Genomic DNA, 24,784 nt, shown 5'->3' with positions numbered 1-24,784 from the left:
AGCTGACTTTGGAAGTAAAAATATTAAGTAATCAACTGATGGAAAGAAAAATTATAATAGTAAAACTGGCTTTTTTATTTTTAATAATGAGCCATTCCTTATACGGACAGAATGTTCGATTTGTTAATAGTGGCACTATTGAATACGAGAAAAAGGTAAATATGTATGCGAAATTGGCCAAGCGCATTACCAAGAATAATTCCAGTTGGATGCAACAGGTTTATGATCAATATAAAAAATCCCAACCTCAATTTAAAACAGTTAAGAATACCTTATCGTTTTCGAAGGATGCCTCTTTGTATAAACCAGTGGAAGTAGAAGCTGTTCCTACCAACAATTTTTTTGGTAATGACCCAACTGTCGATTTAAAGAAAACAATCTACACCGATTTTAAAGCAAATACATTTACCAGCGAAAAGAATATATATGAGGAGGTCTTCTTAGTGCAGGACACCTTAAGGAAAATTAAATGGAAAATTACCAGCGAAACCCGTGAGATTGCGGGGTATGACTGTCGAAGGGCTAATGCCTTAATAATGGATTCTATCTATGTCGTTGCATTCTATACTGACCAGATACCCGTTTCGGGCGGACCAGAATCTTTTACTGGACTACCAGGAATGATTTTGGGGCTCGCACTACCACATGAGAATACTACCTGGTTTGCATCGAAGGTGAACGACGTGCCGACGCAACCTTCAACAATTACGCCTGCAAAAAAGGCAAAGAAAGTTAATAATGAAGGACTGCTCAATTCTTTAAAATCAAGTATGGAAGATTGGGGCGAGTATGCGCAGGAAGTATTTAAGGCAATGATGCTATAGCAGTGCTTCCTTCCATTACTAGCGTACATTGAAAAACCTGCGCTAATTCTTTCTGTTTCTTGAAACTTGTCGGTATATTTATTCAAAATGATCGAATTTAATATGCCTTCTTTCGATTGGTTAATTGTACTGGAAATCTTATATGTAATCCTCGTAGCAGGAGTGTGCCTTCGAATTATTTATGAAACGCGCTCCAGTACCAAGACCCTTGCTTATTTATTGTTAACTATTTTTGTTCCAGTTGCAGGTATCATCTTGTATTTTTCTATTGGCGTAAATTACCGTAACAAGAGCATGTATAGTAAAAAGCTCATCAAAGATCAAGGTATGCAGGAACGTCTAAGGAAAGAGATTTATAAATCTTCTTATGATGCATTGCAAAGTAGTGGAAGATACGGTTCAGATTATAAGGGTTTGGCTCACATGATCCTTAAAGATTCGATGAGTCCGCTAACGACTAATAACAAAATCAAGATTCTGATCAATGGAGAGGATACGTTTAAAGAAATTTTATCGGCAATTAAGCATGCAAAGAATCATATTCATTTAGAGTATTACACTTTTGAAGACGATCGTATAGGAAACACAATTAAAAATGCGTTAATAGCGAAAATTAAAGAAGGAGTAGAGGTTAGGTTCATTTATGATCATTTTGGTAGTAGATCGTTAGAAAAAAAAATAGCAGGCGAATTAAAAGAGGCAGGGGCTGAAATTTTTCCGTTTCATAAAATTACGTTTCTGTTATTAGCAAATAGATTAAACTACCGTAACCACAGAAAAATAATAGTAATAGATGCCTGTACCTCTTTTGTTGGAGGTATAAACGTAGCAGATAGGTACGTAAATGACCCAATAAACAAGAACGAGGTATACTGGCGAGATACACACATACGAATTGATGGGCCGGGTTCATTATACTTACAATATATTTTTCTTTGTGACTGGAACTTCTGCAGTCCTAATAAGCTTGTTCCAGAGCAACGTTTTTTTTGTGAACTTTCAGATACGTATGAAAATAGCTTAGTTCAAATTGTATCGAGTGGGCCAGATTCTGTTTCTCCGTCTATCCTTTTTACCTTATTGAAAGCGATCGATACAGCAAAAGAAGAAATTTTAATCACAACTCCTTATTTCATTCCTGGTGAAAGTTTAATGGATGCCTTAATTATTGCCTCTATGAGTGGCGTAAATGTGAAATTGTTGGTGCCTTACGTCTCCGATTCGCGTGTTGTAAATGCTGCCGCGCATTCTTATTATGGCGACCTATTAAAAGCGGGAGTTAGAATATTTAGATATAAAAAGGGATTTATTCATGCTAAAAGCTTGGTAATTGATAATAAACTAGCCATTGTAGGCACTGCAAATATGGATCAGCGCAGTTTTGATCTGAACTTTGAAGTGATGGCACTAATTCTTGACCACTTAGTGGCAGAAGATTTGCGGGCTGTTTTCAACAGGGATCTGCTAGACGCAGAGGAAATAGACGGCTTGCGGTGGGCGGACCGGGCAAGATGGCGGAGATTAGTTGAAAAATCGGCCCGAATGATTTCTCCTTTATTGTAGTAGATTTTAGAAGGTTGGGACAAAGAGAGAATTTGATGGAAAATTTAACGACAGCGGATGACACTTTTTATATGTACCTGATAGTCGTTAAAATTTAATATACAGATAATACCTTGTTAATGAATAATTTTTAATATTGTATACGAGTAATAATTTTTGTTAATTATGAGAATTAAACACAATTTTACTTTGTATCACTTCTTTCAATGGACAGTTATTTTTGTCTTTTGGAAGCTGAAGAATACCTTAATAAGTAAATTTCACACAAAGGACTAAAAACCTGATAGCTTAGCAAAACTTCAGGGAAAACCGCGTTGCTGTTATCCTGTGTAGGATGTTAATATTATAGGAACTTTTTCTTTAGTCAATTTTTAAGAAATTTCTTCCGCAGAAAGTGGAGCAAAGACTCCTCGCTTGGAACTTTGCTACAACGGCTGTGCATCCACCTGCAAATCGCAGCTGACTAAGGCGGATTTAAAGTAGAACGGAGAGCCGTTGCGAGTAAACACGGACGTTCCTAAGAACGAAAATGGCATAGGCTTGTATAGGCAGCAATCGGAAGCTGATATGCCTATAATTCTTTTTTTTGCGAAGCTGACGAAAAAAGAGCAAAAGACAAACGAAGCATGGCCATGCGGAAAGGGTGCTTCTTTTGCGCCCGGCATAACAGCCACGGATTGCAACGGAGCAAGTCAGCCGAAGCACTTTGCTACTTGGGTGCTTCCAAGTAGGAAAAGATCTGCACGATCAGTGCATAAATTAAAAGTTCGTTTTAAATAAGGCCCTATTAAGGTCATCTTCATTTGCAGATTATCAAAATGGTTTATTCATTATTGGGTGGAGTGGAAATAACATGTATCTCTCTTTGAGGGAAAGGCATATTGATACCATTCGCGTCAAGTGCTTCTTTAATTTTCTGATAATTTGCATGATAGGTTGGCCAGAAATTTTTATTGTCAACCCATCCTCTAATAACCAATACTACCGCATTGTCACCAAGCGAATCTACAAGTACTGCTGGCTTTGGATCCTTCAATATAGATTCATCACTTTCCAAAACGCTTAGAATAATTTTTCTAGCTGTATCTATATTTGCATTATAAGATATACCAATTTTATATTCTGCTTGCCTCGTTGAATTGTCAGATACATTGTTTATAACAGCATTCGCTAAAGGCCCATTTGGAGCGTATATTGTTGTACCATTTCCCGCTTTTAGCGTTGTATAAAGTATATCTATTTTTAGCACAGTTCCGGAAACATCATTACTTGTTGAAATGAAGTGACCAACGCGAAAAGGTTTAAATAGTAAAATTAGCACACCTCCGGCAAAGTTGGATAAACTTCCCTGTAAGGCTAAGCCTACTGCTAGTCCCGCTGCCCCTAACATGGTAACAAAAGATGTTGTTTCGATCCCTAATGTGGAGGCAACACTAAGAAATAGAAGTATATAAAGTATTACTCTAAAGATGCTTGTTAAAAATTCAGCTAATGAGATATCAATTTTTCCTTTTGTAAATCTTTTGTGAAGGAATCGCATTAATACTTTTATAAGCCATATACCTACTAGTAAGGTAACGATTGCCAGGAGTAGGGAGGGTAACCGGAGGATAAATGCATCGATCAAACTTTCGAGTGAGTTTTCTATTTTATTCATAACGAGTTCTGATTTTATAGTCTGTGTCTTTTGCGATTGTGCTTTGGCTCCATCGTATAATGGGGCGACTTGAATTATTTTGCGATTACTATTCTACCGTAATTGAGTACGTTGCTTCAAAAACATGCCCTGGTAAAAGCGAGATAATACCCTCTTTCTCTTGAATAGACACTTTACTGTTTTCCCGATCTGCATATCCTAACCATGGTTCAATGCAAACAAAAGAAGCATCGGGTTTCGCCCAAATTCCAAGCGAATTGAAGTCAAGAAATGAAATTGTTAAGCTATGTGCGTGATTTTTACTTCTTAAACTAATTTCTCTGCTGTGTAATTGCTTGAAAACGAGTGCATCATGTTGGAAAAGATCCGACTTAAGCCATAATTTTCTGTTGTCTAGTGTAAGGGACGAGGTTTCATCATTGAAATATCCAGCAGCTGATAAATGATGTCGTAATAATACCTCCTCTTCATTAAACTCAAGAAAGTAGTCTTCATATTTTTCATCTGGAAAAAAAGGAACATTAAATGCGGGGTGCCCACCAAGAGAAAACCATATTATTTTTGACTCCAAATTGATGACTTTATATGTGCATGTAAGCGTTGAATCTTGGAGGTGATAAATTAGTTGAAATTCAAAATGGTAGGGATAGGACGTCAAAGTTTCCGCATTATACCGGAGCGAAAATATAGCATGCGTAGTTGATGATTCTATTAATATAAAATCTGAATGCCTTGCAAAACCGTGACGTGGTAACGAATAAGCATTACCGTCCACATGTAACTCATTGTCAACTAAACCACCTACAATTGGAAATAAGTTTGGTGCATGCCAGGGCCAGATTTCGGAATCAGCTTGCCAGACGTATTCGAGTGAAGAGTTTTTCTGATAAAAAGAGGATAGCTCGGCGCCTTTTTTGTTTATACAAACTTTAATGTTGTTATTGCTTAGTTCAATCATTTTCAATAAACTGGATAGATATTTTTATAGACAGGTAAATATAATAAAGCCTTTTAATCTAAGCAAGCTTTGGGTAATTGAACCAGACTATAGCACCAGCATCCTCACTTATCTCGGCCCAATCATCTGTTCCAAATTGAATATGCACAATAGAACATGTTGGCATATCGTATTCAAACGCCGAACTTAAATAATGTGCCAGATTACTTAAACCAGGATTGTGTCCAAAGAGGGCGATGCTGCTGTATCGATTGTCAAAGCCATTAATTATTTTTAAAAGCGTTGGCGTGCTGGCTTCGTAAATAGCGCTCTCTTCTTTAATTTGCAAATGCTGTTCCGTTAACTCTTCTTGAAAAAGTTGAGCTGTACTTAAGGCCCGATTTGCGGGACTGCTTACTAATAACTGTGGTTGTACCTCATGTTCAGCCAGTTTTTTAGCCATGTAGGGAGCATTCTTTTGACCACGTGAATTTAGTGGTCTCTCAAAATCAGGTAGGTCAAAATTCCAATCTGACTTGGCATGACGAATAAGAAAGAGATGTTTAGCCATGTTCTAATAATTGTTTTATTTTATTTATAACCAATTTTGGTTGAATAAGTTCTATACATGGTGTATTATCACATAAACATGGTTTGTTTCCATAAACAGAATTGGGTCTGGCTGGGTGGTTTATCTGTAGGCAATCGCTCTCGAGTTGGCCAAAACCTAGAAAACCAGCATACGGGTGTGTAGGCCCCCATATTGACACGACTCTAACGCCTACTAATGAGGCTAAATGCATGCCTGATGAGTCCATGCTGAGCATTAGATCAAGATTAGCGATTAAACTTAATTCTTGAGCTAAATCTATTTTGCCTATTACGCTGGTTACAGAAGTGTATCTGTTTTCCCAATCTCCCGCAATTTTTTTTTCTTCTTCCCCACCTCCGAAAATAAAAAGTTGATAGCTTTTACTTAAATCTGCTATAACATCTTCCATTAAGGTTAATGGATACATTTTGTAAATGTGTTGGGCAAATGGCGCAATGCCAATTATTGGTGATCGCTTATTCTCATAATAAGAATGAAAAAGAGGAGGGATGGGCCTTTTTTGCTTCCTTAATGTATGTTGCAGAGAAAGTGGATAATTTAACGCGCAAAATACATCCGCATAGCGATCAACCGTTAGCTGTAAGGGCCTCAGAATTTTATTGTTAGCTCTAGTTAGTGCTCTTTTTTCTTCACGTCCCTTATCGATCCGTTTTATTTGTACGCCGGTAGAACGAAAGTAAAAGGATAAAATTCTACTTCTTAAGTTATCGTGAAGATCTGCTATAGCATGTGGATTATATTGCTTTAATTCGGTGAATAGTTTATAAAGCCCCTTCAACCCTTTATGGATGCTATCTGGATGAATTGCATGAAATACAAGATTCGGAATATGTTCGAAAAATGGTTTAAATAATGGCCTGCTGACCATCACAATTTTAATTGAGGAATGATTTTCACATAATTGCTGTAATACCGGCGCTGTCATTGCAACATCTCCCATTGCCGAAAACCTGAAAACTAAAATGCATTTCTCTTCCATTGATTCGCTTGCTATGGTAATACTGTTAGCGTTTTATGTATAATGTTCCTTAAGCTCCTCAATCTTATTTGTGATTTTTTAAAATGGAGCCCAAGTTGTTTACACTTTTGGATCTTCTGCGTATAAAATTGGGTTTAGCGAAGGGTCATTATACATTTTCATTTGTTTATATACTTTCATATATTTCTTGCCGCTTGATATATCGTCTAACAATTGGTCAATGCTGCCTGACAGGTCTGCTCGTTGTTCCAATAACACCTGTAACTTTGCGTTACACTGACTGCGATGTTCTGGGCTAGCGCTCAACCGGGTAGCTTCCAATTGCATATGATAGATTTTTAACGCTAATATAGACAGCCTATCAATTGCCCAAGCAGGACTTTCCGTATTGATTGTTGCATCTGGCAAAGGCCCTACGTCTTTGAACTTATCAAGGTAATAACTATCAATATATTCTACCGTATCGGTGCGTTCCTGATTTGACTGATCGATTCTCCGCTTCCATAACAATCCCTTTACAGGATCAATAGAAGGATCTCGTACTTCGTCTTCCATATGCCATTGTACCGTATCTATCCAACATTTTAAATATAAAAGATGCTCCAACGAATGCTTGCTGTAGGGGTTCTTTAATTGCGCATCTATCAAGTTATGAACGTGGTAATCAGTTATGGCTTGATCGAAAATCTTGTTGGCTTGTTCAGAAATCATAGTCAAAGATAATTATTTTAGAGAAGCTTACGTGTTTTAAAATAGTGGTCTATTTCTTCGAGACTGAAACAATTTAAACATTGAACCGCTTCTAGTCCGCCTTTTCTACCAATCAATGTGCCATAATACATATCTTTCAAACCTTCAGTTCGATGTGCATCAGGATTAATTGACAATAGTACACCTTTTTCTAAGGCATAACGATGCCATCGCCAGTCGAGATCTAAACGAAGGGGGTTGGCATTTATCTCCATGACTACTTTATTTGCAGCACATGCATCAATTACCTTTTTGAAGTTAATAGGATAACCTTTCCTGCTCAACAATAACCTGCCGGTCGGGTGTCCTAAAATGGTAGTATAGGGATTCTCAATGGCCTTTATAAGGCGTGTCGTTGCCCGCTCTTCATCCATTTTTAAATTTGAATGTATGGAAGCAACTACAAAGTCAAAGCCCTTGAGGAGTTCTTCGGGGTAATCTAAAGACCCATCACTTAATATATCAGACTCAATACCTTTAAATATTTTAAAAGGGGTGAGTTTTTTATTAAGCTCTTCTATTTCTAACCATTGCTGTAAAACTTGTTCGTCTTTTAAACCCTTAGCATAAACAGCTGTACGAGAATGGTCGCAAATTCCTAAATAACCTAGCTTTAAAGTTTCTTTACAATGCCGAGCCATCTCCTCTAGCGTATGAACACCATCGCTCCATGTGCTATGATTGTGCAGAGTGCCTTTGATATCAGTATAGTTAATTAGATTAGGCAGGGTATGATGTGATGCCTTTTCTATTTCGTCCAATCCTTCCCTTAGTTCTGGTTCAATAAAATCAAGATGAGCTTTTCGATAGATCTCCTTTTCATCTTGACCATCGGGAATATCCCCATCCAGTTTTTGTTTGAGCAAATTAAGATGGTCTTCATTTCCTGTGCTTATTAATAGGTCGCGCTGAAAAGTAGTATTGTTACTAATAAAGAAATATATCGGTAAACCGCTTTCATGAATCGTCTGGATGTGACCATCCTTTTGTTCGAATTTTATTAGGGATGCAAGATGTTCTATACCATTTAACAGCTCCTTTTCAGTAGCTGTTGTAATAAAGTCTATTCTACTTAGTATCTCAACCCTTCTCCGAAAATCTCCTGTAATATGTAATAAGCAATCTTTTGGGAGTAGTTCTTCCAATTCTTTGCCAACGTGGGTGGCAATTTTTTCTGCTTGGGAATACAAAAAAAATCCTTGGCTAGCCATATTAAATTCAATGGCCCTTTTTATTTCTTCTTGTGTTTTTAATCCAAAACCTTTTGCTTCTATCAATCTATTTTCATTACATGCATAATATAATTCACCTATGGTCTCGATGTTCAAGGTTTGCCAAATTATAACAATTTTTTTTGGTCCTAAGCCCTTAATAGTAAGCATTTCCAATATGCCGTCCGGTGTTCTTGAAAGCAAGTCTTCTAATTCTCTTATGCAACCCGTATTAAGCAGCTCCCAAACTTTAGCTGCTGTGCTCTTACCTATCCCTTGTTGTTCACTAAGTTCTAATTCCGTTTTGTCAATTATTCTAAAGGGTAATTTATCGAGTTTAAAAGAGGCATTGGCAACAGCCTTTGTTTTAAAGGAATTTTCGCCATGGAGCTCCATCAACTGAGATAACAATTTTAACTTACGGGATATGATCTTATTTTCCATAAAGGATATTATTAATGGTAATGGCTCGTTGTTTATGTCAAACCGGTCGACAAACTTAGATAAATTGCCATTATAATCCAATCAAAAGATGAGGAGTATATAATATTTACGATCATAATAGAAAAGGCCCAGACAATGTCTGAGCCTTAATAATCGTTTTCCAATATTCTATTGTATATTAAGAATATAAGGTAGTCTAGCCTGTATACCGCTCTGTTCTAATACACTTTTCGCCTGTCTGTATAAGGTGTAACCTTCTCCTAAGTCTTGTTTAATTGCCCAGCTTTTCATTTTATCGGTTGATGAACTTAATAGGGACTCAAATGGGTCTTTTAACGAAGGGTAAGCAATCAATTTATAATCCTTTATTTTTGCCTTTTTAGCGGCAGATTTGATCGCATCTTCTAAACCACCCAGTCTATCCACTAGTCCTATTTGTAGGGCTTGAGCTCCGGTCCAAACCCTGCCTTGCCCTATGCTATCAACTTTAGCTTGGCTGATTTTTCGTCCATCAGACACCTTTTTTGTAAAGGTATTATATGTTTTATTTACTCCTTGTTGGATTAAATCCCGTTCATCTGTTGTAAGTGGCCGATTAACACTCATAAGATCTGCATACTTTCCAGTTTTTACTTCATCGAAAGTAATACCTAGCTTATTATTAAAGAAGTTCTGTAAGTTTGGAATAATACCAAAAACGCCTATTGATCCTGTAATGGTATTTGGTTGCGCAAAAATAGAATCTGCCGCACATGCTATGTAATAACCTCCAGACGCTGCTACATCGCCCATTGAAACGATAATTGGCTTGGCCTTTTTAGTCAATTCTACCTCTCTCCAAATAACGTCTGACGCCAGTGCACTCCCGCCGGGAGAATTTACACGAAATACCACGGCTTTTATTTTGTCGTCTTCACGAACAGCACGTATAGCTCTGGCAATGCGTTCTGAACCTATCTGTTCATCAGACCCCTCACCTGAAACGATATCTCCCACTGCATAAACGATGGCTATTCTCTCTTGCGAGGTGTTGGTTTCACCAACGGGGGCAGAATAATCTTCAATATTGACAGCTTTGATTTTTTTCTTTTTATCAATCTTCAACCGAGATTTCAGCTCATCAATGAGTTCATCTTTATATTTTAGTCCGTCAACCAGTTTGCTTTGTAATGCTAAATTCGCGTCACGACCTTCATAGCTATTTGCAATGCCTCTGAGTGTATCTATTGGCAGATTCCTGGATTTTGAAACATTTTCGAGATAATAATCATAAACCGAATTAAGATAAGAGTTTATCTGTTCTTCATTAGCTGGGCTCATTTTATCTAAGATGAATGGTTCGACTGCACTTTTGTAAGTGCCTACCTTTATCACCTGCGCTTCAATTCCTAGTTTTTCAAGGGTACCTTTAAAAAAGGAAAGTTGTGTAGCTAATCCTCTAAAATCTACTGAACCTTCCGGATTAAGGTATACCTTGTCTGCAGTGGATGCTAAGTAATAGCCTTTTTGCGAATAACCTTCACTATAGGCGGTAATAAATTTTTTAGATTGTTTAAAATTCAGTAGCGCATTTCTGATCTCTTGGAGCGTTGCGAAACTAGCTCCAACACCATTAATATCTAATATAATCCCTTTAATTCTGTCATCTTTTTTTGCTGCCTCGATTCTTCGTAATATTTCATCTAAACCGATAGTTTTCTCAGAGCTAAAGCTGGGGATATTCACATTATTGAACGGATTTTTCTCTGTACGTTCCTTAATGGCATAATCAAGGTTAATCCGTAAGACGGAATTATCGCTTACCTCTACCGTTTTCTCAGAGCTTGCTGTGCTAATTAAGGCACCCACAATGGCAATAGCAATGAAAAAGAAAATTATCGTTGATAAAAATACCCCGAGCATGGAGGCAAAAACAAATTTGAAAAATTGTTTCATGTATGGTTGTTGATGTTAAAATTTCTATGTTACTAAACAAATATAAGACAAGTGAACGCGCATTTTGTTACACGGAAGTTGAAGTTCAATACGTACTTATAAAAAATGACAGCTAAGTGTTGTTTCTGTTAGGAGAAACGAATGTATCTTTGTGTATGCATATTGTTTATCTTATTTTAGGTTCGAATTTAGGTGATCGAAAGGCTATACTCAATAAGGCGATTGCTCTTATTAGTGATAAAGTTGGTGAAGTTATTTTAAAATCAAAAATATATGAAACCGCCCCATGGGGTGGAGTGGAGCAGCCCGCTTACCTAAATCAGGTGTTGATGTTAAAAACAACTCTTAATCCTGAAAAAACGTTGAAGCATGTGTTGGAAATTGAGAAAGATTTGGGTAGGGTGCGAGTAGTTAAGTGGGGGGCAAGAAGCCTTGATATTGACGTTTTATTCTATGATGATATGATTATTAACACCGACGACCTAAAAATACCACATCCTTTTATACACCTCCGTAAGTTCGTTTTAGTTCCATTAGTTGAAATTGCTCCAAACTTTATACACCCACTATTTAGCGTTTCTGTCGAGGATCTACTGAAAAAGCTGGTGGACCATTCGGATGTTCAAGCAATTGATGCCTCTCTCTTATAAAGCTTGACTTAATTTGTTAAATTGTACGAGCGATAAGACGATGTAGAGGATAATGATTAAAGGAATAGCGGTGAGTTGAAAAAAAACTATCAGTAGAATGGCAGCAGCTATGAGCACATATCGGTGAAGGTTATTCGTTAAACCGAAGTTTTTAAATTTGAGTGACATCAGTGGTATTTCTGCTACTAGTAGAAAGCTTAATGCTAATGTTAGTATCAGAAGGATTAAAGGGTTTTGTACATAAGCACTGATTATAGGATCTTTGCTCAGGGCGATATGAGGTAAAGAAAGTACAAATAGGGCACATGCAGGAGTAGGCAAACCAATAAATATGGTACCTTGGCGGGTATCAAGATTAAATTTTGCCAAGCGTAAAGCAGAAAATATAGCGATGAGAAATGCGATGTATTTTACCCACTTTCCGCCATACTCAACAGCTGGAGTCAATTCCAGCATTTGGAAAATAATTATTGATGGTAAAAGCCCAAAACTTACCATGTCGGCCAAAGAATCGAGTTCTTTTCCGGTTGGCGAATTTACTTTCAATAAACGAGCAAGAAAACCATCAAAAAAATCAAAAATGGCAGCAAGTACAATGGCATATCCCGCATCTATCAGTTGATCATTGAAGGCCAATACAGTACCTACACATCCACAAAACAGATTAAGACAGGTAATAGCATTTGGTATATGTTGTTTCATTCTTTATGTATTTGAAGTATTAATCAGCCTCATTAAAAAAGCTTTCTGCCTTTTAAGGTCAGAAAGCTTTCACAAATCGTATTGATTATTGTAGCTTGTGCACTTAAACCGCAAAGCTAACAATTATATGGTATAATTTTTAGTATTGGCTTTAATAGCTTTTAACCATTCATACTGATTAAAAACTCTTCATTAGATCTAGTGCCTCTCATTTGCGATAGCAAAAACTCCATCGCTTCGGTAGAGTTCATATCTGCTAAGTGGTTTCTAAGAACCCATATACGTTGCAACGTTTCTTTGTCATTTAACAAGTCGTCTCTTCTGGTGCTGGATGCAGTAATATCAATAGCAGGGAAGATACGTTTGTTTGATAACTTACGATCAAGCTGCAATTCCATGTTACCTGTACCTTTAAATTCTTCAAAGATCACTTCATCCATCTTAGAACCTGTATCTGTTAATGCAGTAGCTAAGATCGTTAAAGACCCACCGTGTTCAATATTACGGGCAGCTCCAAAGAATCTTTTCGGTTTATGGAGAGCATTCGCATCAACACCACCTGATAAAATTTTTCCAGAAGCGGGTGCAACTGTGTTATAAGCTCTGGCTAACCTCGTAATAGAATCCAATAATATGACAACGTCATGCCCACATTCTACCATGCGTTTTGCTTTTTCAAGTACGATGTTTGCAATTTTTACATGGCGTTCAGCGGGCTCATCAAATGTGGAAGATACTACCTCGGCCCGAACACTTCTGGCCATATCGGTTACCTCCTCTGGGCGTTCATCAATTAATAAGATGATTAGGTATACCTCTGGATGGTTTTTTGCAATTGCGTTTGCAACTTCTTTTAATAAGACTGTTTTACCCGTTTTTGGCTGTGCAACAATTAAACCACGTTGTCCTTTACCTATTGGCGTAAATAAATCCATTATACGCGTAGAGTGATTACCTACGTCTGTAAATAATCTTAAGCGTTCTGTTGGAAATAAAGGAGTTAGATAGTCAAATGGAACCCTGTCTCTTACTTCCGCAGGGACTTGTCCATTAATAGCTTCTACACGAACTAAAGGAAAATACTTTTCTCCCTCTTTTGGCGGCCGGATACTGCCTCTTACGGTGTCTCCAGTTTTTAATCCAAAAAGCTTAATCTGCGATTGAGAAACATAAATATCATCTGGCGATGTGAGATAGTTATAGTCCGATGAGCGTAAAAAACCATAGCCATCAGGCATTATCTCCAACACTCCCTCATTTACGATAACATTGTCAAAGTCGAGATTTGAAGCTGGAGGTAAAGGTGCTTGAGAGTCTGTTTTAGCTGGGTTTGTTGTAGCATTTGTTGGGCCACTCCCCGTTCTTGGGCGTTGCGAACGGTTATCAGATGAAGAGGATCTATCTTTATTTGGAGTTACCTCCTCTTGACTGATAGAAATTGACTCTTTCTCGTTCTTTTTTCGTATCTCTACTGGTTCCGCCTGTTTTAAGGTTGTTCTAACTCGCTTGCGGTGTTTAGCTTCACCATTTTCTTCCTTTTCGGAAGTTTCCGATTCCTCTTCTTGAATAGGTTTGTCGTTTTCGGTTGCAATTATTTTGTTGATCAATTCTTGTTTTCTCAACTTTTCAGCGTCTGCGATGCCGATTAATTTTGCAATTTCACGTAGCTCTGACACGAGCTTAGCGTTCAATTCATTAATATTCATCAAATGTCGTTATGTGTAATAAGGATTTTTTTTGCTTGTGTTTTTACAGAAATCCATCCATATAATAAAAACTTTATTGATCAGCTTTTATTATTTTATCGCTTAAGGAATTTATTGATTCTCCCCAACGGATTAGGATAAATTTTGAGATTCCGCTGCAATTGTATGCATAAGAATTGATATTTCAAAAAAAAACTCAAAAAAAATGCTTTTTATTTTTGCGTGCTTTTCTTCTTCTCTCTAAAATAAACTTAATTTTCTAATAGACTCCTAGGTGTTGATGTAGCGCTTAACAGCCTGATAAACTTGTATATTAGATGTTGTCAAATTGGTATTAGTGTAAATTATTACTGTCAAAATCTGTATAAAATATTACAATGGATATGCGAAGTTTAAGTTGAATTGTTTATCAAGTCATTTTTAACTAAGTTTGCATTATTTTTCAATATTCTAAAATACATTTCCCCCTAATATGACTCGTAAGCAGCTAATTGACGAAATTAAGCAAAAACGTTCTTTTCTATGTGTTGGTTTAGATACGGATATTTCAAAAATACCCAAATTTTTATTGGATTATGAAGATCCTGTGTTTGAATTTAATAAACGTATTGTAGAAGCTACTGCTGATTTATGCGTGGCGTATAAACCAAACACCGCCTTTTACGAATGTAGAGGTGTTAAGGGCTGGCAAAGTTTGCAGCGTACTTTAAAAATCATTCCCAAAACCTGTTTGAGTATAGCTGATGCGAAGCGAGGTGACATAGGAAATACGTCGGATATGTATGCAAAGGCTTTTTTCTCACCTAATGATTCTGGTTTTGATTTTGACGCATTAACTATAGCGCCGTATATGGGCGAAGATTCTATTACTCCTTTTCTTAAATATGAAAATAAATGGGCAATTGTATTAGCATTAACGTCGAATAAAGGCAGCTTAGACTTTCAATTTTTGACTGATCATGATGAGATGCATCTATTTGAGCAAGTGATAAGAAAGGTAAATAATTGGGGCAGGCCTGATAATATTATGTATGTTGTTGGCGCTACAAGAGGCGAATTTTTTAAGGATATACGTAAACATGCGCCCGACCATTTTTTACTAGTTCCAGGTGTTGGTGCGCAGGGCGGTAATTTACAGGAAGTATGCACTTATGGTTTAAATAAGGACTGTGGCTTACTTGTAAATGCTACGAGATCAATTATATATGCAAGTGAAGGGGAGGATTTTGCGGAGAAAGCCAGAGCCGAATCCCTGTCTTTGCAAAAAGAGATGCAGGAAGAGCTTCTTAAAGCAGGAATAATAAGCTAGGATAATAATTTAACCGTTGGAAAAAATGACGATGGTCATTAATTTACATTTAGATTATTAATAATAGGTAAAAGAGCGAAGGAAAAGCTCGATTAATTGCGCTTCAAATTGTAACTTTGCAAATTATGTAGTATACAATCGTTAACCAAATACAGATGATTATTAGATTGTGTAAATTTAATGTGAGATGAGCACCAAAGACGATAATATATTGACCGAGCTTGCGGTAGAGGAATATAAATACGGTTTCACTACTGATATAGAGATGGACATAGCCAAGAAAGGTTTGTCTGAAGATACTGTGCGTTTTATTTCGGCAAAGAAAAGCGAACCTGAGTGGTTATTGGAATGGAGATTAAAGGCGTTGAAGCATTTTGAGAAGATGTCAATGCCACAGTGGCAAAATTTTAAACATCCAAAAGTGGATTTTCAAGACATTTCTTACTATGCTGCACCTAAAGAAAAACCAAAGGTAAACAGCATAGATGAAGTGGATCCTGAACTATTGGAAACCTTTGCAAAACTAGGCATTCCATTAGATGAGCAAAAAATATTGGCAGGTGTAGTGGCTGTTGACGCGGTTTTTGATAGTGTATCTGTTAAGACGACTTTTCGCGAGAAGCTTAAAGAAGTTGGCGTTATCTTTTGTTCTTTCGGCGAAGCTGTAAGAGAGTATCCTGAGTTAGTAAAAAAATATCTGGGTACAGTAGTTCCTCAAACAGATAACCTTTATGCGGCGCTTAACGCAGCTGTTTTTTCAGATGGGTCCTTCGTTTATATACCGAAGGGTGTGAATTGCCCAATGGAGCTTTCTACTTACTTTCGTATTAACGCACAAAACACGGGACAATTTGAAAGAACACTTATCGTAGCTGATGAAGGAAGCTATGTTAGCTATTTGGAAGGATGTACTGCTCCCATGCGGGATGAGAATCAGTTGCATGCTGCAGTTGTAGAGCTCATTGCCTTGGATAATGCAGAAATCAAGTACAGTACTGTACAAAATTGGTATCCAGGAGACAAGAACGGAATAGGCGGTATTTACAATTTTGTTACTAAAAGAGGTATTTGTAGAGGGGATAATAGTAAGATTTCGTGGACACAAGTAGAAACGGGTTCATCAATTACATGGAAATATCCAAGTGTAATATTGAAAGGTGATAACTCAATTGGTGAATTTTATTCGGTAGCGCTTACAAGAAACCACCAAATAGCGGATACAGGAAGTAAAATGTTCCATATAGGAAAAAATACAAGAAGTAAGATTGTATCGAAAGGTATCTCCGCAGGCGTTAGCCAAAACAGCTACAGAGGTTTAGTGCAAATAGGTAAAGGAGCTGAAAAAGCGCGAAATTTTACGCAATGTGACTCGCTATTGATAGGCGACCGTTGTGGGGCGCATACATTTCCTTATATTGAGGCTAAGAATAAGACTGCTAAGTTGGAGCATGAGGCTACCACTTCTAAAATTGGCGAAGATCAGATATTCTACCTTAACCAGCGAGGAATTGATTCTGAAAAAGCTGTTGAGCTAATTGTGAATGGCTATGCAAAAGAGGTATTAAATCAGTTGCCCATGGAATTTGCAGTGGAGGCTCAGAAGTTGTTGGCTATTTCTTTAGAGGGTAGTGTTGGATAGCTGGCCTAACGTAATATATAAAAATAAAAAGCATAAACACCAAATCAACAAGATTTGAATTATTGATCGTATGTTAAGTATAAAAAACCTACAGGCATCTGTAGATGATAAACAAATTTTAAAAGGGTTAAATTTAGAAGTTAAAGCGGGTGAAGTTCATGCAATCATGGGGCCAAACGGTTCAGGTAAAAGCACACTGGCATCTGTTTTAGCAGGTAGAGACGCTTATGAAGTTACCGGCGGCGAAGTGACCTTAGAAGGAAAGGATTTATTAGAATTGTCACCAGAAGACAGGGCTCGGGAAGGTCTTTTTCTTGCTTTTCAATATCCTATTGAAATTCCCGGTGTTTCAAATATAAATTTCTTAAAAACAGCTGTGAATGAAATAAGAGCTTATAAAGGTTTAGCGCCTATGGAAGCTAAGGAGTTTTTGAAGCAGGTGAAAGAAAAGCAAAAATTAGTTGAATTTGATGCCAAACTGGCTAATAGATCACTAAATGAGGGCTTTTCTGGTGGAGAGAAAAAGCGTAATGAAATTTTTCAATTAGCAATGCTAGAGCCGAAGTTATCTATTTTAGATGAAACAGACTCCGGGCTAGATATCGATGCGTTAAGAATTGTGGCTAATGGTGTGAACCATTTGCGTTCAAAAGATAATGCTTTCGTTGTAATAACACATTATCAACGACTTTTAGAATACATTGTGCCGGATTTCGTTCATGTATTATATAAGGGACGTATCGTAAAATCAGGTACAAAAGAATTAGCGTTAGAATTAGAGGAAAAGGGATATGATTGGTTGAAAGAAAGTGTAGATGCAGAAGAAGGAGCTGCCATTTAATCGACTACATTTTTTCATCCATTTTATGACTATTAACAAATGATTACACAAGTTTCGAGTTCATTATATCATCAATTAACTACCGTTTTTGATGACGGGTTAGCTATAAAAGGCGATTTAGAGCCATTAGCTAGTTTACGTAGAAACGCGTTTGCTCGTTTTCAAGAAACAGGTTTTCCTACTTTAAAGGATGAAGATTGGAAGTATACCAATTTACAACCATTATTAAGTAAAAATTATTTGTTGCGTGACAATCTCCCCGGCAAGAGTGTTTCAATAGAAAAGGCTTTCATTAAAGGGCTGAACCCTTATAAGCTTGTACTGGTTAACGGACACTTTAGAACAGATCTTTCAGATGTTGTGGACGAGCAAGGGGTTTCTATATATTCAATTGAAGATATACACCAGCATAAATTGTCGCTTAGGCATTTTGCTCAATATGCAGATAAAACGGACAACCCTTTAGTTGCTTTAAATACTGCGCTTCATGAAGGAGGTTTAGTTATCGAAATTGAAAAGAATATTACACTCAGGAGAAGTATTCAAATTATTCATGTTGCGTCTTCAAGTGAAACAATTTTTAATCAAACACGTAATTTATACCTACTAGGAAATAATACTAAGGCTGAAATTTTAGAATCTTTTATTACCGACGATATTGGATTAAGCTTGAATAATACTGTAAGTGAAGTTGTGCTTGAAGAAAACGCTCATCTGCAACATTATTATTTACAGACTGCCAATTCACAATCTAGTTACTTAAATCACACTGAAATTCATCAGAAAAAACATAGCTTGTACAATAACTATAATTGTACGTTTCCCGGCTCGGCTTTCATCCGGAATAACATCAATGTTAGACTGGATGATAGTGCAGTAGAAAGCCATTTGTATGGAATTACGTTGACAGCGGAGGATCAATTGGTAGATAATCACACAATTGTAGATCATCGCAAACCACATTGTGAAAGTTACGAATGGTATAAGAATATTACCCAAAATACATCTACAGCCGTATTTAATGGTAAGATTTTCGTCAGAGAAGACGCGCAAAAAACGAATGCTTTCCAACAAAATAATAATATGCTCATTGGAGAGAAATCGACGATTTTTAGTAAACCACAATTAGAGATTTTCGCTGATGATGTTAAATGTAGTCACGGTTGTACAATGGGGCAATTTGATGATGATGCATTGTTTTATTTAAGAGCCAGAGGTATAAGTGAAGAAAAGGCACGCGTTCTTTTAGTTCATGCTTTTGCATTTGATGTAACCGAAAAATTCAGCAGTGAACCAATAAGAGAGTATGTAGATCATTTGATTGAAGAGGGGCTAATAATAGAACAGTAAATCCATATTTTAATTATCTTGTTTTGACACATTACGATATTCATAGTATAAGAGCAGACTTTCCGATTTTGAAAACTACGGTTAATGGAAAGCCTTTGGTTTATCTTGATAATGGGGCGACAACCCAAAAACCATTAGCTGTGATAAACGCAATTACTGACTATTATACACTTAAAAATAGTAATGTACATCGCGGCGTTCATCATTTAAGCCAAGTAGCTACAGATGCCTATGAAATAACCCGTAAGAAAGTTAAACACTATATTAATGCTGCTCATGAGCATGAGATAGTTATGACGAGCGGAACCACGCACGGTATAAACTTAGTTTCATCCTGCTACGGGAAACAATTTGTAAAAGCGGGTGATGAGATTATCATTTCTGCCATGGAGCATCATAGCAATATTGTGCCGTGGCAGATGCTTTGTGAAGAACGTAATGCAACACTCAAAGTGATCCCTATTAGTGATGATGGTGAATTGGATATGAGTGCTTACCGGTCGCTTTTGAATGATCGCGTCAAAATGGTTGCTGTTACCTATGTTTCTAATACATTGGGAACAATAAATCCTGTTAAAGAAATTATCAAATTAGCCCATGAATATGGAGTTCCGGTATTGATTGATGGAGCACAGGCTATTCAACATATTGCTGTTGATGTGCAGGCTTTAGATGCTGATTTTTTCGTTTTTTCAGGACATAAAATGTATGGCCCAACGGGTGTAGGCGTTTTATATGGTAAGGAAAAATGGCTCGAATTGATGCCACCTTATCAAGGTGGTGGAGACATGATTAAGGAGGTGAAATTTGAAAAGACTATCTATAACGAGCTGCCCTTTAAATTTGAAGCAGGAACACCGAACATTGAGGCTGGCATCTGTCTGGCTAATGCTATTGATTACATTAATGAAGTTGGATTGAATAATATCTCTTTGTACGAGACGGAATTGCTGAAGTATGCCACGAAAGCATTGAACGATGTAGAAGGTATTCGGATTATTGGTACATCACAAGAAAAATCTAGTGTTATCTCCTTTTTGCTTGATGGTGCTCATCCATATGACGTTGGCGTGATTTTGGATAAATTGGGAGTCGCCGTGCGTACAGGTCATCACTGTACTCAACCGTTAATGGAGCGTTTTGCCATTCCTGGAACAGTACGTGCATCGATCGCTATGTACAACACGAAAGAAGAAATAGATACATTGGTACTGGCAATTAAAAAAGCGGCCAGCATGCTGTTGTAATTTGAAGGAGTGATTTTAAAATGACAATTAAGGAAATACAAAATGAATTGATTGAAGATTTTTCTTTTTTTGAAGATTGGATGTCAAAGTATGAGTATATTATTCAATTGGGGAAAGAATTGCCTTTAATTAATGAAGCTTATAAAACGGATGATTTATTGATTAAAGGATGCCAGTCTCGTGTTTGGCTCCATGCGGATTACCAAGATGGCAAGGTTGTTTTTACCGCAGATAGCGACGCAATTATCACCAAAGGGCTAGTAAGCCTTATGATTAAAGTTTTATCTAATCAGCAACCGAAAGATATTGTTAATTCAGAGCTTTATTTTATTGATGAAATTGGCTTAAAAGAACATTTGTCGCCAACGAGAGCAAACGGTTTGGTTTCAATGGTTAAGCAAATGAAACTCTATGCGATGGCTTTAAGTGCTAAGGTATAGTTCCAAGATATATTTGTTGACAATTACTGGGAAAGAACGTATTCATAATTTTTGAAATAAAATGTGCTGAAATGTAAAATTTTATTTGGTTATTTGCTAACTTTACTTAAAAACTGTTAGCTATGCCTTTTGAACCAGATAAAATTGATTTGAAGATTATAAAATTACTTCAGGAAAACGGTAGAATAACTAATTTACAACTTTCTTCAAATATCGGGCTATCTCCTGCTCCTACATTAGAACGCGTTCGTAAGCTTGAAAACGCAGGATTTATCAAGAGCTATCATGCATTGGTAGATGAAGAATTATTAGGACTTGGGATAAAATCTTTTATTCAAATTCAACTTGATTTTCATACACATAATTCAATCCCTGAATTTGTGGAGGCTATAAAAAGTATTCCAGAAGTTACAGAGTGTCATCATGTAACGGGTCAATGTGATTTTATGCTGAAAGTATATGTGAAAGACATAAAGTCTTATGAGAGGCTAATCATGGAAAAGATAAGCAGAATACCTTGTGTTAAAACTTTTCAGACTATGATGATTATGTCTACTTCCAAAAAAGAGCCCATTGTACCTATGGAATACTAAAATAGGACTACGATAAAGAATGTCATCTGTGCGTTTGATTGTTGTTGTCAATAGATAAATTTAAAGGAGGGCTATCTATGATAGCCGCCTAAGAGTTCTTAGAGTGACCAATCTATTGGTGTTTCATTATGATTTATTAAATATTGATTGGTTTTTGAATAAGGTTTACTTCCAAAAAAACCATTATGTGCCGAGAGAGGAGATGGGTGAGCTGAGGTGATTATTAAATGCTTGGAACTATCAATTAAATTTGTTTTCTGCTTAGCATAATTCCCCCATAAAATAAATACTATATGTTCTCTCTTTTGTGAAAGTTCTTTGATAACCATATCCGTAAAAATTTCCCATCCTTTTTTCTGATGCGAGGCTGCGGTATGGGCTCTGACAGTTAAAACAGCATTTAACAATAAAACGCCTTGATCAGCCCATTTGGTTAACGTTCCATGATGCGGAATCTTAAAGCCATCAATATCGGTACTTAATTCAAGATACATATTTCTCAAAGATGGCGGAATTGCTATGCCAGGTTGAACCGAAAATGAAAGCCCATGCGCTTGTCCAATATTATGATAAGGGTCTTGTCCAAGGATAACAACCTTGACTTGATCGAACGGAGTGTGTTCAAATGCATTAAATATTAACTTATTTGGAGGGAACACCTGGTATTGAGCCTGTTCTTGTTTCAAGAAGGCTCTTAGTTTATCCATATACGGTTTTGAGAATTCCTGTTCCAGAACCTCTTTCCAACTTTTTTCAAGGGTTATGCTCATGCTCAAACTTAGTAAATAAATTTATTTTCGGAAACGAATGTTCATAAATGAATCGAAATTACGTTTCGCGCTATTATTTAGCCAAACTTTTGTGGGGTATTGTATCTCCCTAAAATATTTCAATTGTATGTAGAAACTTTTTGCTAAAGCCCATAAATTAACGGATATTTGTAAACATTTTATAATTAAAAATAATCGGAATAGAAACGTATGCCAAATTTTGTTCGTATAATTCTTGCTTTTGTATTTTTGGGAGGAGCTGTTAGCCTATTTGTTTTTGGACATTGGGGATGGGGGATTTTAGCTTTATTGATAGCTATTGTTATTTTCGTTACGTTTTTCTTCAATGAAAACATGTTAATAGCACAATTTTATCTGCGCAAAGAGAATATGGATAAGGCGAAGCAATGGTTAAACAAAATAACCAATTACGAAAGGCAACTTATACGTGCACAGCATGGGTATTACCATTTATTGATTGGATTAATAGAATCCCGCACTGCGCCATTGCAATCAGAGAAATATTTCAAGAAGGCTTTAACATTAGGTATGCAGATGGATCATAATGTAGCGCTTGCTAAATTGAGTTTGGCAGGTATTGCTATGGCGAAACGAAATAAGCGTGAAGCAACTCAATTATTACAAGAGGCCAAAAAGGCGGATAAAAATAAGCTGTTAGCAGATCAAATAAAGATGATGAAAGATCAAATGGGGATGCTAGATAAACAGCAAATGAAATTTAGGTAACGGTGACTGGGCTACAATCAGTGTAGGATGCAAAGTATACGAATACTCGCAACTCACAACTGGTAACTTATAACTCAGAATCCTAGACCTCTTCCTCTAAAAGTTGTTTTTCATATAATTCAAAATAACTGCCACGTGCGGCAAGGAGTTCATCGTGTTTCCCCTGTTCAACTATTTTTCCTTGATCCATAACTAATATATGATCAGCATTTCTAATAGTAGAAACACGATGGGCAATAAAAACAGCACTTTTGTTACGCATAACAGTACCCAGATTATTCAAAATGCGCTCTTCTGTTTTAGTGTCGACCGCCGATAAACAGTCATCAAAGATTAAAATTTTTGGATTGGTAATAAGTGCTCTGGCAATCGAGATGCGTTGTTTTTGCCCGCCAGATAAGGTAATCCCTCTTTCGCCAATCGCTGTTTCAAAACCCTCTTCAAATTCAATTATATTGTCATACACGTCAGCATTTTTAGTCGCCTCAATTACGGCTTCCATATCAACGTTTTCTTTTCCAAAAGCAATGTTTCTCGCTATTGTATCTGAGAATAAAAATACCTCCTGAGGTACAAATCCGATTTGACTGCGATAACTATTTAAGTTCAATTTATTAATCGGGATACCATCAACTAATATTTGTCCACTTTGCGCATCATACATGCGCATAAGGAGACGGGCTATAGTCGACTTTCCTGAACCGGTTTTCCCTATAATCGCGAGTATTTTGCCAGGACTTAATTGAAACGATATATTTTTTAACGCATTAATGCCTGTATCTGGGTACGTAAAGTTAACATTTGAAAAAATGATATTACCCGTGTATTCATGCCTTTCTCCTAGTTTGTCATTTGAAAGAATAGCAGGAGTTGTGTTTAAGAACTCATTAATACGTTTCTGTGATGCAGCAGCTCTTTGAATGAGAGAAGTAACCCAAGCCAATGACATGGCCGGAAATGTTAATTGATTGACATATACAATAAATTCTGCAATGTTCCCAGAGGTGATACTCCCTCGCATAACTTCAATGCCACCTATATAAATTGTTATAATGGTGCTAAGCCCAATCAATAAAAGGATCAGTGGGAAAAATATAGCCTGTGCCCGAACTAAAGAAAGAGATGCGTTTTTATAATCGGTGCTTTCCTGCGCAAAATTCTTCATTTTTTCTTGTTCCCGATTATAGGTTTTAATAACCCTTATACCCGAAAAAGTTTCTTGTACATAAGAACTTAAACCAGAAAGCTGTTCCTGTATTTTTTCACTTCTTTTATTAATTATTTTATTAACGATCAGAATAACTATAGATAAAATTGGAATCGGTAACAAGGCATAAATAGCTAGTCGTTGATTTACACTCAGCATTGCTGCTATAACCATGATAGAAAGAACAACTGTATTGATCGAATACATGATGGCCGGGCCAAGGTAAGCACGGACCCTACTAACATCTTCTGTTACTCTATTCATGAGATCGCCTGTATTGTTTCGTTTAAAGAAGGCCATATCTAATTGTTGATAATGCCCATATATTTCATTCTTTAGATCATATTCTATATGTCTAGATGTTAATATGATAGTTTGCCTCATTAAAAAAAGAAACAAACCTCTTATAAGTGCCAACAACAATACTATACTGCCAAATAGCAATAAACTGTATCCAAATATATCATATACGAGTGTTTGTCTTTCAAAGCCATAAAATAATTTATATAAAGCAATATTTTCCTTTACTAGATCAAAGGCTATGCGTATGACTTGAGCTGGTACCACACCGAAATAATTGGATATTACCACAAAAATAAAACCTGGTAATAGGTGCCAGCGATATTTAAAGAAATACTTATTGAGGTAAGCTAGATGCTTCATTAATGGT

Annotated in this window: 23 protein-coding genes; 12 read left to right on the top strand and 11 right to left on the bottom strand. The window is 36.6% G+C overall.

The window, feature by feature from the left end:
- The first annotated feature begins 38 nt into the window (after nt 1-38).
- The 3 genes from BMY50_RS08465 (at nt 39) to BMY50_RS08455 (ending at nt 3,167) form a co-directional block, all read left to right on the top strand.
- Complete coding sequence (locus BMY50_RS08465) at nt 39-824, top strand: GLPGLI family protein (protein WP_093322072.1); 786 nt, start codon at nt 39-41, stop codon at nt 822-824.
- 87 nt (nt 825-911) lie between these two features.
- Nucleotides 912-2,387, top strand: a complete 1,476-nt coding sequence (gene cls / locus BMY50_RS08460) for a cardiolipin synthase (RefSeq protein ID WP_238383696.1) — start codon at nt 912-914, stop codon at nt 2,385-2,387.
- A gap of 495 nt (nt 2,388-2,882) precedes the next feature.
- Nucleotides 2,883-3,167 carry a hypothetical protein gene (locus tag BMY50_RS08455; protein ID WP_093322068.1) on the top strand — a complete coding sequence of 95 codons (285 nt, stop codon included), beginning with the start codon at nt 2,883-2,885 and terminating at the stop codon, nt 3,165-3,167.
- Nucleotides 3,168-3,210: 43 nt separating this feature from the next.
- Here the strand turns inward: BMY50_RS08455 and BMY50_RS08450 are convergent, their stop codons facing one another.
- From BMY50_RS08450 to sppA, 7 genes are all read right to left on the bottom strand, one after another.
- A complete protein-coding gene (locus tag BMY50_RS08450) occupies nt 3,211-4,044 on the bottom strand; it encodes a mechanosensitive ion channel family protein (protein WP_093322065.1) in 834 nt (277 codons plus the stop codon).
- Between the two features lie 88 nt (nt 4,045-4,132).
- Nucleotides 4,133-5,002, bottom strand: coding sequence for an aldose 1-epimerase family protein (locus BMY50_RS08445; protein ID WP_093322061.1), 870 nt, complete (start codon nt 5,000-5,002; stop codon nt 4,133-4,135).
- A 58-nt stretch (nt 5,003-5,060) separates the two neighbouring features.
- Nucleotides 5,061-5,552, bottom strand: a complete 492-nt coding sequence (locus tag BMY50_RS08440; RefSeq protein ID WP_093322056.1) for a SixA phosphatase family protein — start codon at nt 5,550-5,552, stop codon at nt 5,061-5,063.
- On the bottom strand, nt 5,545-6,573 hold the full coding sequence (locus BMY50_RS08435) for a glycosyltransferase family 9 protein (RefSeq protein WP_093322052.1): 1,029 nt from the start codon (nt 6,571-6,573) through the stop codon (nt 5,545-5,547). The genes BMY50_RS08440 and BMY50_RS08435 overlap by 8 nt, the downstream gene beginning before the upstream one ends.
- A 99-nt stretch (nt 6,574-6,672) precedes the next feature.
- A complete protein-coding gene (locus BMY50_RS08430) occupies nt 6,673-7,284 on the bottom strand; it encodes a DUF4254 domain-containing protein (RefSeq protein ID WP_093322048.1) in 612 nt (203 codons plus the stop codon).
- Between the two features lie 17 nt (nt 7,285-7,301).
- The gene (locus tag BMY50_RS08425; protein ID WP_093322043.1) at nt 7,302-8,978 is read right to left on the bottom strand and encodes a DNA polymerase/3'-5' exonuclease PolX; all 1,677 of its coding nucleotides are present in this window, start codon (nt 8,976-8,978) and stop codon (nt 7,302-7,304) included.
- A 168-nt stretch (nt 8,979-9,146) separates the two neighbouring features.
- Nucleotides 9,147-10,913, bottom strand: coding sequence for a signal peptide peptidase SppA (gene sppA / locus BMY50_RS08420; protein ID WP_093322038.1), 1,767 nt, complete (start codon nt 10,911-10,913; stop codon nt 9,147-9,149).
- Between the two features lie 155 nt (nt 10,914-11,068).
- On the opposite strand from sppA, the gene folK reads away from it, so the two are divergent.
- Nucleotides 11,069-11,563 carry a 2-amino-4-hydroxy-6-hydroxymethyldihydropteridine diphosphokinase gene (gene folK, locus BMY50_RS08415; RefSeq protein WP_093322033.1) on the top strand — a complete coding sequence of 165 codons (495 nt, stop codon included), beginning with the start codon at nt 11,069-11,071 and terminating at the stop codon, nt 11,561-11,563.
- Here folK and pssA read toward each other — a convergent pair.
- Together pssA and rho are read right to left on the bottom strand one after the other, a co-directional pair.
- Entirely contained in the window at nt 11,558-12,265 is a 708-nt protein-coding gene (pssA, locus tag BMY50_RS08410) for a CDP-diacylglycerol--serine O-phosphatidyltransferase (RefSeq protein ID WP_093322030.1), read from the bottom strand. The two genes, folK and pssA, sit on opposite strands and share 6 nt — an antisense overlap.
- A gap of 161 nt (nt 12,266-12,426) precedes the next feature.
- Complete coding sequence (gene rho / locus BMY50_RS08405; RefSeq protein WP_093322026.1) at nt 12,427-13,971, bottom strand: transcription termination factor Rho; 1,545 nt, start codon at nt 13,969-13,971, stop codon at nt 12,427-12,429.
- Nucleotides 13,972-14,443: 472 nt separating this feature from the next.
- On the opposite strand from rho, the gene pyrF reads away from it, so the two are divergent.
- From pyrF to BMY50_RS08370, 7 genes are all read left to right on the top strand, one after another.
- Nucleotides 14,444-15,280, top strand: coding sequence for an orotidine-5'-phosphate decarboxylase (pyrF, locus tag BMY50_RS08400; RefSeq protein WP_093322022.1), 837 nt, complete (start codon nt 14,444-14,446; stop codon nt 15,278-15,280).
- Between the two features lie 187 nt (nt 15,281-15,467).
- Nucleotides 15,468-16,919 (top strand): Fe-S cluster assembly protein SufB, encoded by a 1,452-nt coding sequence (sufB, locus tag BMY50_RS08395; protein ID WP_093322019.1) that lies wholly within the window; start codon nt 15,468-15,470, stop codon nt 16,917-16,919.
- A gap of 70 nt (nt 16,920-16,989) precedes the next feature.
- Nucleotides 16,990-17,760: a Fe-S cluster assembly ATPase SufC gene (gene sufC / locus BMY50_RS08390; protein WP_093322014.1), complete on the top strand. Its 771-nt coding sequence runs from the start codon at nt 16,990-16,992 to the stop codon at nt 17,758-17,760.
- Between the two features lie 39 nt (nt 17,761-17,799).
- The gene (gene sufD / locus BMY50_RS08385) at nt 17,800-19,110 is read left to right on the top strand and encodes a Fe-S cluster assembly protein SufD (protein WP_093322009.1); all 1,311 of its coding nucleotides are present in this window, start codon (nt 17,800-17,802) and stop codon (nt 19,108-19,110) included.
- 23 nt (nt 19,111-19,133) lie between these two features.
- Nucleotides 19,134-20,357, top strand: coding sequence for a cysteine desulfurase (locus BMY50_RS08380; protein WP_093322004.1), 1,224 nt, complete (start codon nt 19,134-19,136; stop codon nt 20,355-20,357).
- A gap of 20 nt (nt 20,358-20,377) precedes the next feature.
- Nucleotides 20,378-20,797 carry a SufE family protein gene (locus BMY50_RS08375; protein ID WP_093321998.1) on the top strand — a complete coding sequence of 140 codons (420 nt, stop codon included), beginning with the start codon at nt 20,378-20,380 and terminating at the stop codon, nt 20,795-20,797.
- 122 nt (nt 20,798-20,919) lie between these two features.
- On the top strand, nt 20,920-21,390 hold the full coding sequence (locus BMY50_RS08370) for an Lrp/AsnC family transcriptional regulator (protein WP_093321993.1): 471 nt from the start codon (nt 20,920-20,922) through the stop codon (nt 21,388-21,390).
- Between the two features lie 98 nt (nt 21,391-21,488).
- On the opposite strand, the gene ung is transcribed toward BMY50_RS08370, so the two are convergent.
- Entirely contained in the window at nt 21,489-22,160 is a 672-nt protein-coding gene (gene ung / locus BMY50_RS08365) for a uracil-DNA glycosylase (protein WP_093321990.1), read from the bottom strand.
- Between the two features lie 210 nt (nt 22,161-22,370).
- Between ung and BMY50_RS08360 the strand changes: the two genes are divergently transcribed.
- On the top strand, nt 22,371-22,907 hold the full coding sequence (locus BMY50_RS08360) for a tetratricopeptide repeat protein (RefSeq protein WP_093321986.1): 537 nt from the start codon (nt 22,371-22,373) through the stop codon (nt 22,905-22,907).
- An 82-nt stretch (nt 22,908-22,989) separates the two neighbouring features.
- On the opposite strand, the gene BMY50_RS08355 is transcribed toward BMY50_RS08360, so the two are convergent.
- On the bottom strand, nt 22,990-24,777 hold the full coding sequence (locus tag BMY50_RS08355) for an ABC transporter ATP-binding protein (protein ID WP_093321982.1): 1,788 nt from the start codon (nt 24,775-24,777) through the stop codon (nt 22,990-22,992).
- Nucleotides 24,778-24,784: the final 7 nt, after the last annotated feature.

The organism is Olivibacter domesticus, from assembly GCF_900109575.1.
In the GTDB taxonomy this organism is placed as follows: domain Bacteria; phylum Bacteroidota; class Bacteroidia; order Sphingobacteriales; family Sphingobacteriaceae; genus Olivibacter; species Olivibacter domesticus.
The sequence above is the reverse complement of the archived record's forward strand: the minus strand, read 5'-3'. Positions and strand labels throughout refer to the sequence as shown.

Coding starts and splice junctions, on each gene's coding strand:
- sufC (WP_093322014.1), top strand. CDS start 16,990: ATGTTAAGTATAAAAAACCTACAGGCATCTGTAGATGATAAACAAATT.
- sufD (WP_093322009.1), top strand. CDS start 17,800: ATGATTACACAAGTTTCGAGTTCATTATATCATCAATTAACTACCGTT.
- BMY50_RS08445 (WP_093322061.1), bottom strand. CDS start 5,002: ATGATTGAACTAAGCAATAACAACATTAAAGTTTGTATAAACAAAAAA.
- BMY50_RS08450 (WP_093322065.1), bottom strand. CDS start 4,044: ATGAATAAAATAGAAAACTCACTCGAAAGTTTGATCGATGCATTTATC.
- BMY50_RS08375 (WP_093321998.1), top strand. CDS start 20,378: ATGACAATTAAGGAAATACAAAATGAATTGATTGAAGATTTTTCTTTT.
- BMY50_RS08440 (WP_093322056.1), bottom strand. CDS start 5,552: ATGGCTAAACATCTCTTTCTTATTCGTCATGCCAAGTCAGATTGGAAT.
- BMY50_RS08435 (WP_093322052.1), bottom strand. CDS start 6,573: ATGGAAGAGAAATGCATTTTAGTTTTCAGGTTTTCGGCAATGGGAGAT.
- sppA (WP_093322038.1), bottom strand. CDS start 10,913: ATGAAACAATTTTTCAAATTTGTTTTTGCCTCCATGCTCGGGGTATTT.
- pssA (WP_093322030.1), bottom strand. CDS start 12,265: ATGAAACAACATATACCAAATGCTATTACCTGTCTTAATCTGTTTTGT.
- BMY50_RS08355 (WP_093321982.1), bottom strand. CDS start 24,777: ATGAAGCATCTAGCTTACCTCAATAAGTATTTCTTTAAATATCGCTGG.
- BMY50_RS08430 (WP_093322048.1), bottom strand. CDS start 7,284: ATGATTTCTGAACAAGCCAACAAGATTTTCGATCAAGCCATAACTGAT.
- rho (WP_093322026.1), bottom strand. CDS start 13,971: ATGAATATTAATGAATTGAACGCTAAGCTCGTGTCAGAGCTACGTGAA.
- sufB (WP_093322019.1), top strand. CDS start 15,468: ATGAGCACCAAAGACGATAATATATTGACCGAGCTTGCGGTAGAGGAA.
- folK (WP_093322033.1), top strand. CDS start 11,069: ATGCATATTGTTTATCTTATTTTAGGTTCGAATTTAGGTGATCGAAAG.
- BMY50_RS08370 (WP_093321993.1), top strand. CDS start 20,920: ATGCCTTTTGAACCAGATAAAATTGATTTGAAGATTATAAAATTACTT.
- BMY50_RS08425 (WP_093322043.1), bottom strand. CDS start 8,978: ATGGAAAATAAGATCATATCCCGTAAGTTAAAATTGTTATCTCAGTTG.
- ung (WP_093321990.1), bottom strand. CDS start 22,160: ATGAGCATAACCCTTGAAAAAAGTTGGAAAGAGGTTCTGGAACAGGAA.
- BMY50_RS08360 (WP_093321986.1), top strand. CDS start 22,371: ATGCCAAATTTTGTTCGTATAATTCTTGCTTTTGTATTTTTGGGAGGA.
- pyrF (WP_093322022.1), top strand. CDS start 14,444: ATGACTCGTAAGCAGCTAATTGACGAAATTAAGCAAAAACGTTCTTTT.
- BMY50_RS08465 (WP_093322072.1), top strand. CDS start 39: ATGGAAAGAAAAATTATAATAGTAAAACTGGCTTTTTTATTTTTAATA.
- cls (WP_238383696.1), top strand. CDS start 912: ATGATCGAATTTAATATGCCTTCTTTCGATTGGTTAATTGTACTGGAA.